This is a genomic window from Streptomyces yunnanensis, from assembly GCF_029011865.1.
Classification (GTDB): Bacteria; Actinomycetota; Actinomycetes; order Streptomycetales; family Streptomycetaceae; genus Streptomyces; species Streptomyces yunnanensis.
Genome location: NZ_CP095749.1, coordinates 7,070,453 through 7,087,003 on the forward strand (window position 1 = coordinate 7,070,453; position 16,551 = coordinate 7,087,003).

Here is a 16,551-nt window from a genome sequence, read left to right on the forward strand (position 1 = left end):
GTCGACCCACGATGTTCAGAAATGTAGACACCGATCAGGAACGTAATCAATCGGAAGCATCATCGACCGGAAACGTCTGCGAGAACGCGTCCGCGCACGTCAGGGAGAGCCCGTGACCGCACATCCTCCGTCGGCCACCGCCGGGCGGCACCACCAGCTCGCCGACCGCCTCGACGGACCGCTGTTCTTCCCCGTGACCGCGTACGCGCCGGACGGCGCACTGGACCTGGACGCCTTCCGGGCGCATCTGCGCGGCGGCATCGACGCCGGCGCGGGCGCCGTCTTCGCCTGTTGCGGCACCGGCGAGTTCCACGCCCTGACCCCCGGGGAGTACGCCGCCTGCGTCGCCGCGGCCGTCGCGGAGGCCGCAGGACGGGTCCCGGTCCTCGCCGGCACCGGCTACGGCACCGCGCTCGCCGCCCACTTCGCCGGCCTCGCGCACACCGCCGGCGCCGACGGGCTGCTGGCCATGCCGCCGTACCTCGTCCGGGCCGACCAGCCCGGCCTGCTCCGCCACTACACCGAACTCGCCGCCGCCACCCCGCTCCCGGTCATCGTCTACCAGCGCGACAACGCCGTCTTCACGCCGGACACCGTCGCCGCCCTGGCCCGCACCCCCGGCGTCATCGGCCTCAAGGACGGCCTGGGCGACCTGGAACTGCTCCAGCGCATCATCAGCACGGTCCGCACCGACGCCCCCGGCCGGCCGTTCCTCTACTTCAACGGCCTGCCCACCGCCGAACTCACCGGCGCCGCCTACCGGGGGCTGGGCGTCCACCTCTACTCCTCGGCCGTGTTCGCCTTCGCCCCCGAGATCGCGCTCGCCTTCCACCGGGCGATGGCCGACGGCGACGACGCCACCGCCACCCGGCTGCTGGACGGCTTCTACCGGCCGCTGGTGGAGCTCCGCAACGAGGGCAGCGGCTACGCCGTCGCGCTGGTCAAGGCCGGCGTGGGGCTGCGCGGCGGGCCGGCCGTCGGCGGGGCGCGGCCACCGCTCAGCGACCCCGCGCCGGCGCACGTCGAGCGCCTGTCGCACCTGCTCGACCACGGCCTGGCGCTGGCCGCGGCCGCCCCCGGGAGCGGCGCCTGATGCGCACCGCCGCCTTCCTCTACCCCTGGGACGTGGTCGGCGACCCGGACGCCCCCGCCCGCCTCGCCGAACTGGGCCTCGCGCAGGTCACACTGGCCGCCGCCTACCACTCCACCCGCGCCCTCACCCCGCGCCACCCCCACCACCGCATCGTCACCGCCCGGCACTCCGCGGTCCTCTACCCGCCCGACCCGGACCGCTGGGCGGGCCGCCGGCTGCGCCCGTACCCCCAGGACTGGATCGCGGACCCGGACCCCTTCGGCACCGCGGCGCGGGCGCTGACCGCGGCCGGCCTGGAGGTGCACAGCTGGGTCGTGCTGGCCCACAACTCCCGCCTGGGCGCGGACCATCCCGCCTTGGTCGTCCGCAACGTCTACGGCGACCGCTATCCGTGGGCGCCCTGCATCGCCCGCCCCGAGGTGCGCGACCACCTCGTCCGGCTGGCCGCCGAGGCCGCCGTCCGGCCCGGCGCCCGGGGCGTGGAGCTGGAGTCCTGCGGCTGGTACGGGCTGGCGCACCTGCACGGCCACGACAAGATCGGCGGGGTCGGCCTGGGCGGCGTCGCGGAGTACCTGATGTCGCTGTGCTGCTGCCCGGTGTGCCTCGCCGGCTACGCCGAACTGGGCTTGGACGAAAGCGAGTTGCGGGCACGGGTGCGGCGGGCGCTGGAGCCGGTGTGGGCCGGGGCGGCGCTCCCGGACGCCGGCGGCCGGGCGGGGGAGTGGGCCGCCGTCGAGGAACTGCTGGGCCCGGGGCCGGCGGGCGCGGTGCGCGCCTGGCGGGACCGGGCGGCGGACGAGCTGCGGCGCGCGGTGGTGGGCGCCGTGCGGGCCGCCGCGGCCCGGGCGTCGGTGGACGGCTTCCGGGTGCTGCTGCACGCCGATCCCGCCCCGCACCGCTGCGGGGCCAACCCGGGCGTGGCCCCGGCGGCGGCCCTGGCCTGCGCGGACGGGGTGGTGGTGCCCTGCACCGGGGACGCCGAGGCGCGGGCCGAGGCGCTGCGCCCGTTCGCGGAGCGCCCCGCGGGCGCGACCGTGGCCGCCAATCTCACCGTGGTCGCCGGGCTGGGCGGCCGCCCCGACCGCCTCGCCGCCGACGCCGCGCACGCCGCCTCGCTCGGCGCGGACGAACTGCGGCTCTACCACGCGGGGTTGGCGGGACCGGCGGACCTGGTGGCGGTACGGGGCGCGCTGCGGGCGCTGAACCGGTCGGCCGGCGGACGGGCCCAGGGCAGCGGCGCGGAGCCCGCGCCCCGTGCCTGACTGTCCGTCAGGTGCGCGAAGACCACGACGTTGCCCAGGTACTCCTGCCGGGTCCGGCTGAAGCCGCCGCCGCAGGTGATCAGGCGGAGCTCGGGGCGGTGGGCCTCGCCGTAGACCTTCTCGTCGGGGAAGTGCCGGCCGTCGTAGACCTCCACCGCATCGACGGTGAACACCGCGACCCGCCCGTCGGCGCGCAGGATCCGCACGGTGTGCCCCTTCTTCAGGGCGCCCAGGCGGTAGAAGACCGCGGGGCCCGCGCGGGTGTCCACGTGGCCGGCGACCAGGGCGGTGCCGGTGGCGCCGGGCGGGGTGCCGTCCGCGTACCAGCCCGCCAGGTTCCGGTCGCTCTCCGGCGGCGGGGCGAGGCTGCCGTCCGCGGCCAGCCCCAGCCGGGTCAGCGGCGCGTCGATGCCCAGGGACGGCACCGCCACCCGGAGCGGCTCGGCGGCCGGCAGCGGTGACGCGGCCCGCTCGGTGGCCGCCTCGCCGCCCGGCGGTCGGGCGGTGAACCCCTGCGCGACGGACGGTTGGGGCGGCGCGGTGTCCCGGCTGCCGTTGACGATCAGCCAGACGCCGGTGCCGCACGCGGCGGCGGTGACGGCGGCCGCCACCGCACCGGCCGGCCGAGCCCAGACCCGGCGCCGGCCGGCCCGCCGCGCGTGGAGCGGGGCCCGGATCAGTACCGGCCGCCGGGCCGGCGGCGGCGCACCAGCCAGACCGCGCAGGCCGCCGCTGCCACCACCACACCGGCGCCGGCCGCGATCTCGGTGGTGTTGATGCCGTCCTCGCTCGTGGAGCCCTCGCCGGTCTTCATCTTGCCCTTGGGCGGCGTGGTGGGGCCGGCGCCGCCCTTCGCGGGCATGCTGGGGTGCTCCTTGGCCGGCATGCTCGGGGCCGCGCTGCCGTGCCCCATGCCGGGGCTCATGCTCATGCTCGGACTCGCGCTCATACCGGGGCTCATGCTCGGGCCGGCGGACGCGCCCTGCTCGCCGACCCGGACCGTGCCGGTCAGCTCCTTGCCGTCGGCGCACTTGCCGCCGATCCCGTAGTTGCCGGGCTTGGTACCGGGTTTGACCATCACCTTCCCCACCAGGGAGCCCTTGGCGGTGCCCGGGGCGAAGGCGACCGTGCCCCCGCCCAGGGCGGTGGCGTCCACGCTCGCCGAGCGGCTGGCCCCGCACCCCGTGGTGGACAGGGAGACCGTGGAGCCGGCCGCGGCCGTCCCCGGAGAGACCTCGATGGTGCCGAAGTCGCCGGCGTACGCCGCGGTGGCGGCCAGACCCAGCGTGGCGGCGGACAACACGGCACCGGTGAGCAGTCGGGTGGAACCCATGGGAACAACCTCCGCGAAGCGCGGACGTGACACAGGTGTGCCACTGGGGGAATCGGCGGAGTTCCGCGCCTCCACCCACGAGATAAGCCCGCGACGGCCGGCCGGTCCTGCTGGCCTACGGTGAACGGGTGAGCGGGACCGGCCGGTTGCGCCGTCCGGTGGCCGCGACCGCCCCGGCCGCCGGGTCTCAGAGGCGCCGGGTGGCCAGCGTCAGCCGGTCCCGGGCGTCGAACAGCGCGTCCTTGATCGTCTGCTCGTGGGCGGGGGTCAGCCGGGCCACCGGCACCGAGCAGCTGATCGCGTCCCGGGCCGGGGTGCGGTAGGGGATCGCCACGCCGAAGCAGCGCAGGCCGACGGTGTTCTCCTCGCGGTCGACCGCGAACCCCTGCTCGCGCACCGCGTGCAGCTCCTCGATCAGCTGCTCGCGGTCGGTGATCGTGTGCTCGGTCAGCGCGGGCAGGGTGGCCGGCAGCATCGCCCGCACCTGGTCGTCGGTGCAGGTGGCGAGCAGTGCCTTGCCCAGCGACGTGGAGTGCGCGGGCAGCCGGCGGCCGACCCGGGTGAACGGGCGCAGGTAGTGCTGCGACTGGCGGGTGGCGAGGTAGACGACGTTGACGCCGTCGAGCCGGGCGAGGTGGATGGTCTCGGTGGTGTCGTCGGAGAGCCGGTCCAGGGTCGGCCGCGCGGCGGCCACCACCTCGTCGCCGTCGATGTACGAGGTGCCGACCAGCAGGGCGCGCACGCCGATGCCGTAGCGGGTGCCGGTGGCGTCGGTCTCCACCCAGCCGAGGTCGACCAGGGTGCGCAGCAGCATGTAGAGGCTGGACTTGGGATATCCGACGGCTTCCTGGACGGAGGCGAGGCTGTGCATGCCGGGGCGGCCCGCGAAGTACTCGAGCAACTCCACCGTCCGCACAGCGGACTTGACCTGCGCTCCACCGGTCTCGGCAGCCGACATCGCCCTTGACCCCTCTGTTCGGACAGTCATAGAGTCCCAGATATTCACCATCTGGGACATCGTTCAGCATATAGAACGCCGTCAGCGCTGTCCCGTGCGCAGCAAGGGTTCGCGCAGCACTGACTTCGCCCGGGAGGGACGCGCGGTGACAGCAGCAGAGGCAGCGCCGGTGGCAGCACCAGTCTGGAGCGTGGACCCCCGAACCGGGAAGCGTCGGGAGCGGGTTGCGGTGGAGGCCACAGCCGACGCGGTGGACGCCGCGGTCCGCGCCGCGCACACCGCCCGGGGCCCGCTCGCCGACCGCGGCCGGCGGGCCGCCCTACTGCGCCGCGCCGCCGACCTCCTGGAAGCCGACGCCGGCCCGGTCGTCGCGGACGCCGACGCCGAGACCGCCCTCGGCATCCCCCGCCTGACCGGTGAACTCGCCCGCACCGCCTACCAGTTGCGGTCCTTCGCGGACCTGGTCGACGAGGGCGCCTTCCTCGACGTCCGGATCGACCACGCCGACCCCGGCCTCGCCCCGCCCCGCCCCGACCTGCGCCGCTACAAGATCCCGCTGGGCGTGGTCGCCGTCTACGCCGCCAGCAACTTCCCGCTCGCCTTCTCCGTGCCCGGCGGCGACACCGCCAGCGCCCTCGCGGCCGGCTGCCCGGTCGTCGTCAAGGCCCACCCCGACCACCCGGCCACCTCCGAGCGGTGCGCCGCCCTGCTGCGCCGCGCCGCCACCGAGACCGGACTGCCCGCGGACACCGTGGTCCTGGTGCACGGCTTCCGGGCCGGGCTCGACCTGGTCCGCCACCCGCTGGTCACGGCGGCCGGCTTCACCGGCTCGATCCGCGGCGGACGCGCCCTCTACGACGCCGCCGCGGCCCGCCCCCACCCGATCCCCTTCCACGGCGAACTGGGCAGTCTCAACCCCGTGGTGGTCACCGAGGCCGCGGCCGCTGAACGCGCCGACGAGATCGGTACCGGGCTGGCCGGCTCCATGACGCTGGGCACCGGGCAGTTCTGCGTCAAGCCGGGGCTCGTCCTGGTGCCCGACGGCCCGCACGGCGACCGGCTGCTGGCCGCGCTCACCGCCGCCGCCACCGGGCCGGGCGTCATGCTCGACCACCGGATGCGCGACGCGTTCCTGGCCGGCATCCGCGAACGGGCCCAACTCCCGGGCGTCCAGGCCCCGTTGCTGCCCTCGGCGGAGGATGGCGGGCACACCGTCGGCGCCGCCGTGCTCACCGTCGACGCGGCCCGCCTCGCCGCCCCCGGCCCGCACGACCTCCTGCTGGAGGAGTGCTTCGGCCCGGTCACCGTCCTCGCCCGCTGCGCCGACGAGGACGAGGCCGCCGCGCTCCTCGCCCGCGTCCCCGGCACCCTCTCCGCCACCCTCCAGCTCTCCGCCGCCGAGAGCGCCGGCACCGACCCCGCCGGCCGCGGCGCCCGGCTGCTCGCCGCGGTCACCCCGCTCGCCGGCCGGGTCGTGGTCAACGGCTGGCCCACCGGCGTCGCGGTCGCCCCCGCCCAGCACCACGGCGGCCCCTACCCGGCCACCACCTCCACCGCCACCTCCGTCGGCGCCACCGCCGTCGAACGCTGGCTGCGCCCGGTCGCCTACCAGGACACCCCGCCGGCCCTCCTCCCGCCCGAGCTGCGCGACGCCAACCCGCTGGAGCTGCCGCGCCGGGTCGACGGCCGGGCCGAGGAGCCGCGCGGGCACCGTGCCGGTGGCCCGCCGGCAGGGGAGGGGACCGGCCCGTGAACCCCGCCGCACCGCACCCCGCCCCGCAGGTCCGCCCCGCCACCCCCGCCGACCTGGAGCAGATCGCCGCACTGCACACCGCCGCCCGCGCCGCCTACCTCCGCGGCCGGGTGCCGGACGCGCCGTTCGACGCGCCCGCCGAGCACGCCCGCTGGCGGGACGCCTGGGCCCGGGTGCTGCACCGCGACGAGGCCCCCACCCTCTGCGCCGTCCACCGCGACACCGTCCTCGGCGCCGCCTCCTACCGCCCCCATCGGGAACACTCCCCTCGCACCGACCCCGCGACCACCGTCGCGCTGCACCAGCTGCACGTCGATCCGGCCCACTGGGGCACCGGCGTGGGCCGTGCCCTGCACGCCGCCTGTCTGCACGCCTGGCGCGCCGCCGGCCACTCCCGGGCCGTCCTCGACGTCCTCTGGCACAACCACCGCGCCCGCAGCTTCTACACCCGGCTCGGCTGGCGCCCCGACCCGGACCGCCGCCCCGCCCCCGACGCCACCCACCTGGCACTCACCCTGTGCCTGACTCCGCCGGAGCACCGGCCGGCTCCCGCCGGGCCATGATCTGCAGCCGCTCGGCGGTACGGCCGTCCAGCGTCGGCACCACCGTGCGGCGCTCCCGCAGCACCGCGAAACCCGCCTCCCGCAGCAGCCCCCGCAGCCACTCCGGCGGATGGTGCCGGAACACCCCGCCGTCCTCCGTCTCGAACACCCCGTACGTCCCGTACCGCGCCGCGAACCGCTCGTACTGCCCGCGGTGGAACGCGTCGTCCTGCAGCGGCACATCGCTCACGTAGAGCACCCCACCGGGCCGCACCAGCCGCCCCAACTCCCCGACGATCGCCCGCTGGCCGGCGTCGTCCGGCACACAGGTCAGCACCGCGAACAGCAGCGCCGCGTCGAAGCTGCGGTCCGTGAACGGCAGCGGGAACCCGGCCCAGCGCATCAGGGCCAGCCCCGGATGCTCCCGCCGCCCCCGCGCGATCAGCGCCGCGGACCGGTCCACCCCGCGCACCGACCGGTACCCCGACCCGACCAGTTCGGCGGTGAGCCGCCCGTACCCGCAGCCGTAGTCCAGCACCCGTGCGGTCCGCGGTACGAACTCCGCCAGCAGCTCGGCGTCGAGCGGATGCGTGAACGTCTTGGTGGCCCCGGTCGACTCCCAGAACCCGTCGGTCGCGTGCGGTGGTGGCGTGCCCATAGCGGGACGGTACCGCCCGGCCGACGCGCATCCGGCGCATCGCGCGGCGGCCGACCCGTTCGGGACGCCCGGGGGCTTTCCGGAATAAGCCCCCCGCCGGCACCGTTGCACCCCTTCGTACCCCTGATCGGCCGCGGGCCGGTCCCCCCGAGGAAAGTCATCGAGAGTCATCCCCATGCGCGTCGAAATCTGGTCGGACATCGCCTGCCCCTGGTGCTACATCGGCAAGGCCCGGTTCGAGGCCGGTCTGGCGGCCTTCGCCCAGCGGGCGGACGTCGAGGTCGTCCACCGTTCCTTCGAACTGGACCCGGCCGCCCCGCCGGCCACCGACGTCCCGGTCCTGGACATGCTCGCGACGAAGTACGGCGTGAGCCGGGAACAGGCCGAGGCGATGGAGGCCCGGGTGGCCGAGGCGGCGGCCGGCGAGGGGCTGGGCTACCGCTCCGACCGCATCCACGGCAACACCTTCGACCTGCACCGGCTGCTCCACCTGGCCAAGGCGCACGGCGTCCAGGGCGCGCTGCTCACCGCCCTCTACCACGCCAACTTCGCCGAGGCCCGGCAGCTCGCGGACCCCGCGGTGCTGACCGGGATCGCGGTCGGGGCCGGCGTGCCCGAGACCGAGGCCGCGCGGGTCCTCGCCGACCCGGACGCCTACGCCGACGAGGTCCGTGCCGACGAGCGCGCCGCCGCCGAGCTGGGCGCCACCGGCGTCCCCTTCTTCGTCATCGACCGCCGCTACGGCGTCTCCGGCGCCCAGCCCGCCGACGTCTTCCGCCAGGCCCTGGAGCGGGCGCACGCCGACTCCGCCGTCCAGGTGCCGGCCGCCGCCGACGACGACGCTGACAGCTGCGGCGACGGGAGCTGCGCGGTCTGACCCACCGGCCGGTCCGCCCCGGCGTCGTGGCCCGGGCATTCCCGTGGACGCCGGGGCGGTCACCGAGCAGAGTGGGGCCATGCAGCGACACATGGCACTGGGCGGCGACGAGTTCGCGCCCGAGACGGTCTATCTGAACTCGGCGTCCTGCGGGCTGCTGCCCGCGCGGAGCGCCGCCGCGCTGGCCGCCGCCGTGGCGGAGTCGGCGTCACACGGGACGATGGGGCGCGACTACCTCGGGACGGGCGCCCGGGTGCGCGGCGCCTTCGCCCGGCTGATGGGGGTGCCCGAGGAGCGGGTGGCGCTGGGCAGTTCGGTCGCGGTGCAGTCGGCGTTCGTCGCGGGCTCGCTGCCGGCCGGCAGCGAAGTGCTGGTCGCCGAGGGGGACTTCAGCTCCCTGGTGAACCCGCTGGCGGCGCGCGCCGGGTGCACGGTGCGGGCGGTGCCGTGGGAGGCGCTCGCCGACGCGGTGCGGCCCGGGACGGCACTGGTCGCGGTGAGCGCGGTGCACGCGCTGGACGGCCGGATCGCCGACCTGGCCGCCGTCCGGGACGCCGCCCGGGCGCACGGGGCGCTGACGTATGTCGACATCACACAGGCGGCGGGCTGGCTGCCGCTGCGGCTCGCGGACTTCGACTACGTGGCGTGCGGGGCGTTCAAGTGGCTGCTGTGCCCGCGCGGGACGACGTTCATGGTCTTCGGCGGGGAGCGGGGGGAGCCGGGCGGCCCGGGGTGGCCGGTGCCGGCGCACGCGGGGTGGGTCGCCGGGGAGGACCCGGGGGAGTCCAACTACGGTCCGGTCGACCGGCCGGCGGCGACCGCCCGCCGCTACGACGAGCCGCACGCCCACTACTCCTACGTGGCCGCCGAGCACTCCCTCGGGCTGCTCGCGGAGCTCGGCGTGGACACCGTCCACGCCCACAACGTCGCGCTGGCGCAGCAGTACCGGGCCGGGCTGGAGGCCGCCGGCTTCACCCCGCGGGCCGCGCCCGGGTCCGCGATCGTCTCCACCCCGGGGCTGGCGGACGCCGAACCGCGGCTGGCCCGGGCCGGGGTGCGGGTCTCGGTCCGCGGCGGGCTGCTCCGGGCGGCGTTCCACCTCTACAACTCGACCGAGGACGTGAGCCGGGCGCTGTCCCTGCTGGTTCCTTGACGGGCGGTTCGGGGCCCCGGGGGAATACGGCCCCAGGGGAATACGGGGCGGGGGTCGACCGCTTGAGGTAATGGCCAATGGGTCAGCTCGACAGCCGAGTTGACGAACCATGACAAACCGCTGAAAGGCCGTCAGTGACCACTGCGTTCGACCCCATAGAACTCGCCGGTATACCGCTCGCCAACCGCATCGTCATGGCGCCGATGACCCGCAACCGCGCCACCGCCGAGGGTGTCCCCACCCCGTCCATGGTCGAGTACTACACCCAGCGGGCCTCGGCCGGCCTGATCATCACCGAGGCCACCCAGACCGAGGTGGTCGGCCGCGGCTACCCGCTCACCCCGGGGCTGCACACCGCGGACCAGGTCGCCGGCTGGCGCCGGGTCACCGACTCCGTCCACGCCGCCGGCGGCCGGATCTTCGCCCAGCTGTGGCACGGCGGCCGGATCGGCCACCCGGTGCTGCTGCCCGACGGGCTGGAGCCGGTCGGCCCGTCCGCGGTGAAGGCGGCGGGCCAGGGCTTCACCCAGAACGGCCCGACGGACTTCGTCACCCCGCGGGAGCTGACCGACGAGGAGATCCGCGCGACCGTCGACGGTTTCGCCGCCGCGGCCCGCAACGCCATCGAGGCCGGCTTCGACGGCGTGGAGATCCACGGCGCCAACGGCTACCTGGTCCACCAGTTCCTGGCTCCCAACGCCAACCGGCGCACCGACGCGTGGGGCGGCTCCGACGAGGCCCGCGCCCGGTTCGCCATCGAGGTGGTCAAGGCGGTCGCCGGCGCGGTCGGCGCGCACCGCACCGGTCTGCGGCTCTCGCCCGGCAACCCGTTCAACGACATCGACGAGCCCGCGCCCGAGGCCACCTACACCGCGCTGATCGAGGCCGTCGCCCCGCTGGGTCTGGCCTATCTGCACACCTGCGACGTGACCGACCTGGGGCTGCTGGCCCGGCTGCGGAAGCGGTTCGACGGCCCGTTCCTGCTCAACCCGGCCACCGAAGGCCGGCCCACCGGCCCCGAGGAGCTCCCGCTCGTCGAGCGCGGCGAGGCCGATCTGCTCGCGTACGGCGCGCTGTTCATCGCCAACCCCGACCTGCCCCGCCGGCTGGCCGCCGGCGGCCCGTTCAACACCCCGGACCGAGCCGGCTTCTACGGCGGCGACGACCGCGGCTACCTGGACTACCCCGCGCTGGACGACGAGAACTGACGGAGCGTCGGTCACGGCCGTCGCGACGTGGTCGAGGCCCCGCGAAGCGGCGGCCGCCACACCGCACCCCAGTGGTGCCGTGCGGCGGCCGCGCGCGGGGCCTCCCCGCTTCCCCGCCCGGTGCCGGAGCACCGGCCGTCCCCTATTTGACCGGGACGAACGGGGCGCGCGCCCCGATGTACTCCGGGCGCCGGACCGGCGCCGCGAACGGCTCCACCGCGGGGTTCTCCACGCTGTTGAAGACGATGAAGACGTTGCTGCGCGGGTACGGCGTGATGTTGTCGCCGGAGCCGTGCATGGCGTTGCAGTCGAACCAGGTCGCCGAGCCGGCCCGGCCGGTGAACAGGCGGATGCCGTGCCGGTCCGCCATCGTCGTCAGCGCCTCGTCCGACGGCGTCCCCGCGTCCTGCATCTGGAGCGACTTCTTGTAGTTGTCCTTCGGGGTGGCGCCCTCGCACCCGACGAAGTACCGGTGCGACCCGGGCATGATCATCAGGCCGCCGTTGGTGTCGTAGTTCTCGGTCAGCGCGATCGAGACCGACACCGTGCGCATGTGCGGCAGCCCGTCCTCGGCGTGCCAGGTCTCGAAGTCCGAGTGCCAGTAGAAGCCGGAGGCACCGAACCCGGGCTTGACGTTGATCCGCGACTGGTGGACGTAGACGTCCGAGCCGAGGATCTGCCGGGCCCGGCCGACCACCCGGGGGTCGGCGACCAGTTCCGCGAACACCTCGCTGATCCGGTGGACTTCGAAGACCGAGCGGACGGCCTGCGACGTCGGCTCGACGATCGAGCGCGGGTCGGCGCGCATCGCCGGGTCGCCCACCAGCCGGTCCAGCTCGGCGCGGTACACCGCGACCTCGTCCGCGGTGAGCAGCTCCGGCAGCGCGAAGAAGCCGTCACGGTCGAAGTCGCTCAGCTCGGCAGCGGCGAAGGGCCCCTCGACTCCGGGCCGCGACCACACCACCGGGTCCTTCCGCGGGGTGATGACCTCGGAGGTCCCACGGGTCGGGTACAGGTCGGCGGTGCGCTCGGGTGCGGTGGTCATGGTGGTGCCTTCCTCTCCTAATTCTCTTGGAGTGGTTCCGGCGGGACGGGATGCGTCTGCCGGACTGTTCGAAGGTGGAACGCGACGTCTACCGCATTCCGGGCGATTGACGCCTTTAGAGAGAGCGGCGCGCGTTCCTGCACCGGTCGTGGTCGTCGGATGGTGCCTGGTGGATGCCTTTTCCTCTCCTGGCAGTTGGATGCCTCACGAGAGAGCGGCAACACTCGGCGCCTGTCCGGCGACCACCACCGGTCGTGGCGGCGGTTCGTTGAACTCCGTGGTGCGAGCCCGCTGCACGGTGACCTCTCGCCAGTCCCGGGCCGCTGAGCCCTGGGCAAGACCGAGGCCCGTGCGGTGCGCTGGTGCCACGAACGGCTAGTGCGATGTCGACCCGATCGAGGTCTGGAATTAGGGAGCCGCGTGGCCCGCATGCGCTCGTGACCAGCGCAGACACCTGCACCAAGGGGAGGAACACCTTGATCTTCTGTGGCATCGACTGGGCCGAAAAACACCACGACGTCGCCTTGGTCGACGACACCGGGCACCTGCTGGCCAAGCGTCGCATCAGCGACGACGCGGCCGGCTACCGGATCCTGCTCGACCTGCTCGCCGAGTACGGCGACACCGAGCACGACCCGATCCCGGTGGCGATCGAGACCTCCCGCGGCCTGCTCGTCGCCGTCCTGCGGCAGGGCCAGCGGCAGGTGTTCGCGATCAACCCGATGGCCGCCGCCCGCTATCGCGACCGTCACGGCGTGAGCCGTAAGAAGTCCGACCCGGGCGACGCCCTGGTCCTGGCGAACATCCTGCGCACCGACATGCCCATGCACCGGCCGCTGCCCCAGGACAGCGACCTGGCCCGCGCGATTGCCGTCCTGGCCCGCGCTCAGCAGGACGCGACGTGGAATCGCCAGCAGATCGCCAACCAACTCCGGTCGCTGCTGCGGGAGTTCTACCCCGCCTCCTTGGACGCCTTCGCCGGATGGCAGAACGGCCTGTGCCGGCCCGAGGCCCGTGAACTGCTGCGGCTCGCTCCGACCCCCAGCCGGGCGGCCCGGCTCTCGGCCGCCCAGCTCCGCTCGGCGCTCAAGCGCGCCGGCCGCCAACGCGGCATCGAGGCCGAGGCCCAGCGCCTGCGCGACGTCCTCCGCGGCGACTACGCCCACCAGCCCCCACCGGTCGAAGACGCTCTGGGCAAGCAGATGCTTGCCCTGCTGGGCCAGCTGGAAGCCGCCTGCACCGCCGCCGACGACCTGGCCAAGGCGGTGCAGGAGGCGTTCCCTGAGCACCCGGACGCCGAGGTGATCCTGAGCTTCCCCGGGCTCGGCATCCAGCTCGGCGCCCGGATCCTGGCCGAGATCGGGGACGACCGCGACCGCTTCGCAGACGCCCGCGGCCTGAAGGCATACGCAGGCTCGGCACCCATCACCCGGGCCTCGGGCAAGAAGCACCACGTGGGCCGCCGCATGGTCAAGAACGACCGCCTCAACCACGCCGGCTACCTGTGGGCGTTCTCCGCGATCACAGCCTCGCCCGGAGCCAAGGCCCACTACGGGCGCCGCCGCGAGAAGGGAGACTGGCACGCGCAGGCCCAACGGCACTTGTTCAACCGCATGATCGGCCAGCTCTACCACTGCATCCGTACAGGCGAACAGTTCGACGAACACGTCGCGTTTCCCTCCCTCCTCGCGGAAGCGGCTTGACTACTTGGCCCCGTGCGATGTCTCTCGTACGGAATCTCATGGCAGCGCGGCGGCCCGCGGCGGTGCGGTGCCGCTCAGCCCGCCTCGGGCTCGGTGAGCTGGGGGTCCCCCCAGGCATTCGGCTCTGGGGGAGGGTAGACGCCGTTCTCGTCGTGGTCCTCGCGACCGGTGACCGGCGGGTTGAAGACGCACAGGCAGCGGAAGTCCTCCTTGATCCGCATGGTGTGCTTCTCGTGCCCGTCGAGCAGGTACATCACGCCGGGCGTGATGAGGTGCTTCTCGCCGGTCTCGTCGTTGGTCAGCTCGGCGACGCCCTCGACGCAGACCACGGCCTCGATGTGGTTGGCGTACCACATGGACGTCTCGGTGCCGGCGTAGAGGACCGTCTCATGGAGCGAGAAGCCGACCCGCTCCTTGGCGAGCACGATGCGCTTGCTCTCCCACGTGCCGGACTTGGCCTTGACGTGGCGGTCGGTGCCTTCGATCTCCTGGAACGAGCGGACGATCATGGTGCGTCGGATGCCTTTCTGTGGTTCGGCGGGGGATGTGGGCGCAGGGCTGCGGTCAGGCGCAGTCGCGGACCGCGCGGGCGAGGATCCGCAGGCCCTCGTCCAGTTCCTCGGGGGTGGTCGTCAGCGCGGGCAGCAGTTTGACGACCTCGCTCTGCGGGCCGGAGGTCTCGATCAGCAGACCCAGCTCGAAGGCGCGCCCCGCGATCTTGTTGGCGAGGCTCTTGTCGGTGCACTCCAGGCCCCACACCAGACCGCGGCCGCGGTACTCGGCGAAGGCGCCCGGGTGCTCCTCGGCGATGGCCTTCAGGTGCGCCTCGACGATCTCACCGCGGGCCAGCGTCTGCTTCTCCATCTGGCCGTCGGCCCAGTACGTGTCCAGGGCGGCGGCCGCGGTGACGAACGCCGGGTTGTTGCCGCGGAAGGTGCCGTTGTGCTCGCCGGGCTCCCAGATGTCCAGCTCCGGCCTGAACAGGGTGAGCGCCATCGGCAGTCCGTAGCCGCTGATGGACTTGGAGACGGTGACGATGTCCGGCACGATGCCCGCCTCCTCGAAGGAGAAGAAGGCACCCGTACGGCCGCAGCCCATCTGGATGTCGTCGACGATCAGCAGCATGTCCTGGCGCTGGCACAGGGCGGCCAGGGCGCGCAGCCACTCGGTGCGGGCGACGTTGATCCCGCCCTCGCCCTGCACGGTCTCCACGATCACGGCCGCGGGCTTGTTCAGGCCCGAGCCCTGGTCCTCCAGCAGCCGCTCGAACCACAGGAAGTCCGGCGTCTGGCCGTCGAGGTAGTTGTCGAACGGCATCGGGGTGCCGTGCACCAGCGGGATGCCGGCGCCGGCCCGCTTCATGGAGTTGCCGGTGACCGCGAGGGCGCCCAGCGACATGCCGTGGAAGGCGTTGGTGAAGGACACGATCGACTCGCGGCCCTTGACCTTCCGGGCCAGCTTGAGCGCGGCCTCGACGGAGTTGGCGCCCGTCGGGCCCGGGAACATGACCTTGTAGGGCAGGTCGCGCGGCCGCAGGATGATGTTCTGGAACGACTCCAGGAAGGCCCGCTTGGCCGTGGTGGACATGTCCAGGCCGTGGGTGATGCCGTCCCGCTCGATGTAGTCGAGCAGGGCGCGTTTGAGGACCGCGTTGTTGTGCCCGTAGTTGAGCGAACCGGCACCGGCGAAGAAGTCCAGGTAGGTGTGGCCGTCCTCGTCGGTCAGGCGGCTGCCCTGGGCGCGGTCGAAGATGGTGGGCCAGCCACGGCAGTAGCTGCGCACCTCCGACTCGACGGTTTCGAAGACGCTCAGATCAGGCTGGGTGAGGGTCACAGCATGCTCCTGGGAGATGAGTGCGGGAGGGAGAGGTCCGGGGGTGGCGCCGTGCGCGCGGCCAGGGTCAGCGTCTGCTGCCGGGCGGCGCCTCGAACGGGCCTATGAGGTGCAGGACCTCCGCCTCGTGGCCCTGCTCGGGGAAGAGCGCCGCGTCGAAGAGCATCTCGCGCTCGATCGGCACCGAGTGCCGCTCGGCGAAGGAGGCGAACAGCCGGTTGGAGGCGGTGTTGCCGGGCGAGATCGTGGTCTCCACGCGGCGGACCCCCAGTTCGTCGACGGCACGGGTGGTCAGCCCGTCCAGCAGGGCGGCGGCCAGGCCCCGCCCGCGGTGCGCCGCGTCGACGGCGACCTGCCAGACGACGAGGGTGTCCGGGCGGTCCGGGCGCAGATAGCCGGTGATGAACGCGGCCGGCTCGCCCGTCGCGTCGCGGGCGACGGCGGAGGTGGCGGCGAAGTCGCGGCACCACAGGAGGTAGCTGTAGGAGGAGTTCAGGTCCAGCGTCTTCGAGTCGCGGGCGATGCGCCAGATCGCGGCCCCGTCCTCCACCCGGGGGGTGTCGAGCTTGAAGCCCTCCGGTATTGCTCTGATTTCGCTTCGGGCACCGGCATGGTCTGCTTGTGCGGCGGTCATGGAAATTAAATTTACCGAGGCGAAAAGCAAATTGCATCGCGGGCAGGGGTTACGTGAGAACCTGATCTGTGTTATCACGCGGGGGTGCACGAGCGCGCGAACCGGTTGCAAAGTGTCACGGTTTGGTCCGATAGTTCGGGGCGAAACGGACACGCTGTGTAGTCAGTCACAGCTTCGTAACGCTCCCGCGAAGTGCCTGAATTATGAGACTCGGTACTAGCGAAATCTTGGCGTTTGAGCTTGAGGAAAGCGGGCATAAGAATACGGGGAGCTGCTCTCCTGAGGAATAGGGAATTCGCCGGTAGAAGGCATCCTGGGCGCTTCCTCAAAAGGCGTGCGAGAAGTTCCGCCAAACGCTTCCGACGAGACGCGGGAAGCCCCGCGCTTCGATGCGTCCCGGGCGCGCTGCGGGTTTTTGCGAAAACCGCCCGGAGTATGGCCGGCGCGGGCCCTTCGCACACCGTGGCCGCCGGCTCGGGCCCCCGCATACAGTGCGTGC

The 16,551-nt window shown here is 73.6% G+C and carries 15 protein-coding genes and 1 pseudogene; 8 read left to right on the forward strand and 8 right to left on the reverse strand.

Annotated features, from left to right (window positions below; genetic code table 11):
* Positions 1-112 precede the first annotated feature (112 nt).
* Both MOV08_RS30805 and MOV08_RS30810 read left to right on the forward strand, forming a co-directional pair.
* Positions 113-1,093: a 5-dehydro-4-deoxyglucarate dehydratase gene (locus MOV08_RS30805; protein WP_275309656.1), complete on the forward strand. Its 981-nt coding sequence runs from the start codon at positions 113-115 to the stop codon at positions 1,091-1,093.
* Positions 1,093-2,355, forward strand: coding sequence for a hypothetical protein (locus tag MOV08_RS30810; RefSeq protein ID WP_275309657.1), 1,263 nt, complete (start codon positions 1,093-1,095; stop codon positions 2,353-2,355). Before MOV08_RS30805 ends, MOV08_RS30810 begins: the two co-directional genes overlap by 1 nt.
* A 65-nt stretch (positions 2,356-2,420) precedes the next feature.
* On the opposite strand, the pseudogene MOV08_RS30815 reads toward MOV08_RS30810, so the two are convergent.
* The 3 genes and pseudogenes from MOV08_RS30815 to MOV08_RS30825 all read right to left on the reverse strand — a co-directional run.
* Positions 2,421-2,966, reverse strand: a pseudogene (locus MOV08_RS30815) (class F sortase); the annotation flags it as partial.
* Between the two features lie 65 nt (positions 2,967-3,031).
* On the reverse strand, positions 3,032-3,688 hold the full coding sequence (locus MOV08_RS30820; RefSeq protein WP_275309658.1) for a hypothetical protein: 657 nt from the start codon (positions 3,686-3,688) through the stop codon (positions 3,032-3,034).
* Positions 3,689-3,875: 187 nt separating this feature from the next.
* Positions 3,876-4,646: an IclR family transcriptional regulator gene (locus MOV08_RS30825; RefSeq protein WP_039637576.1), complete on the reverse strand. Its 771-nt coding sequence runs from the start codon at positions 4,644-4,646 to the stop codon at positions 3,876-3,878.
* A 169-nt stretch (positions 4,647-4,815) separates the two neighbouring features.
* Here MOV08_RS30825 and MOV08_RS30830 point away from each other — a divergent pair, with 169 nt between their 5' ends.
* Positions 4,816-6,399, forward strand: a complete 1,584-nt coding sequence (locus MOV08_RS30830; protein WP_275309659.1) for an aldehyde dehydrogenase (NADP(+)) — start codon at positions 4,816-4,818, stop codon at positions 6,397-6,399.
* On the forward strand, positions 6,396-6,962 hold the full coding sequence (locus MOV08_RS30835) for a GNAT family N-acetyltransferase (RefSeq protein WP_275309660.1): 567 nt from the start codon (positions 6,396-6,398) through the stop codon (positions 6,960-6,962). Before MOV08_RS30830 ends, MOV08_RS30835 begins: the two co-directional genes overlap by 4 nt.
* Here the strand turns inward: MOV08_RS30835 and MOV08_RS30840 are convergent.
* Positions 6,910-7,599 carry a class I SAM-dependent methyltransferase gene (locus tag MOV08_RS30840; protein ID WP_275309661.1) on the reverse strand — a complete coding sequence of 230 codons (690 nt, stop codon included), beginning with the start codon at positions 7,597-7,599 and terminating at the stop codon, positions 6,910-6,912. The genes MOV08_RS30835 and MOV08_RS30840 overlap by 53 nt on opposite strands.
* A gap of 175 nt (positions 7,600-7,774) precedes the next feature.
* Between MOV08_RS30840 and MOV08_RS30845 the strand changes: the two genes are divergently transcribed.
* The 3 genes from MOV08_RS30845 (at position 7,775) to MOV08_RS30855 (ending at position 10,837) form a co-directional block, all read left to right on the forward strand.
* Positions 7,775-8,476, forward strand: a complete 702-nt coding sequence (locus tag MOV08_RS30845) for a DsbA family oxidoreductase (RefSeq protein ID WP_275309662.1) — start codon at positions 7,775-7,777, stop codon at positions 8,474-8,476.
* Between the two features lie 79 nt (positions 8,477-8,555).
* Positions 8,556-9,629 (forward strand): aminotransferase class V-fold PLP-dependent enzyme, encoded by a 1,074-nt coding sequence (locus tag MOV08_RS30850; RefSeq protein ID WP_275309663.1) that lies wholly within the window; start codon positions 8,556-8,558, stop codon positions 9,627-9,629.
* 134 nt (positions 9,630-9,763) lie between these two features.
* Positions 9,764-10,837 carry an alkene reductase gene (locus MOV08_RS30855; protein ID WP_275309664.1) on the forward strand — a complete coding sequence of 358 codons (1,074 nt, stop codon included), beginning with the start codon at positions 9,764-9,766 and terminating at the stop codon, positions 10,835-10,837.
* A 142-nt stretch (positions 10,838-10,979) separates the two neighbouring features.
* On the opposite strand, the gene thpD is transcribed toward MOV08_RS30855, so the two are convergent.
* A complete protein-coding gene (gene thpD / locus MOV08_RS30860) occupies positions 10,980-11,882 on the reverse strand; it encodes an ectoine hydroxylase (RefSeq protein ID WP_275309665.1) in 903 nt (300 codons plus the stop codon).
* 476 nt (positions 11,883-12,358) lie between these two features.
* Between thpD and MOV08_RS30865 the strand changes: the two genes are divergently transcribed.
* Positions 12,359-13,585, forward strand: a complete 1,227-nt coding sequence (locus tag MOV08_RS30865; protein ID WP_420834308.1) for an IS110 family RNA-guided transposase — start codon at positions 12,359-12,361, stop codon at positions 13,583-13,585.
* 74 nt (positions 13,586-13,659) lie between these two features.
* On the opposite strand, the gene MOV08_RS30870 is transcribed toward MOV08_RS30865, so the two are convergent.
* The 3 genes from MOV08_RS30870 to ectA all read right to left on the reverse strand — a co-directional run bounded on the left by MOV08_RS30870 (position 13,660) and on the right by ectA (position 16,052).
* Positions 13,660-14,094, reverse strand: a complete 435-nt coding sequence (locus MOV08_RS30870; RefSeq protein ID WP_275309667.1) for an ectoine synthase — start codon at positions 14,092-14,094, stop codon at positions 13,660-13,662.
* Positions 14,095-14,149: 55 nt separating this feature from the next.
* Positions 14,150-15,418: a diaminobutyrate--2-oxoglutarate transaminase gene (gene ectB / locus MOV08_RS30875; protein ID WP_275309668.1), complete on the reverse strand. Its 1,269-nt coding sequence runs from the start codon at positions 15,416-15,418 to the stop codon at positions 14,150-14,152.
* A gap of 67 nt (positions 15,419-15,485) precedes the next feature.
* Positions 15,486-16,052 (reverse strand): diaminobutyrate acetyltransferase, encoded by a 567-nt coding sequence (gene ectA / locus MOV08_RS30880; RefSeq protein WP_203232598.1) that lies wholly within the window; start codon positions 16,050-16,052, stop codon positions 15,486-15,488.
* Positions 16,053-16,551 lie beyond the last annotated feature (499 nt).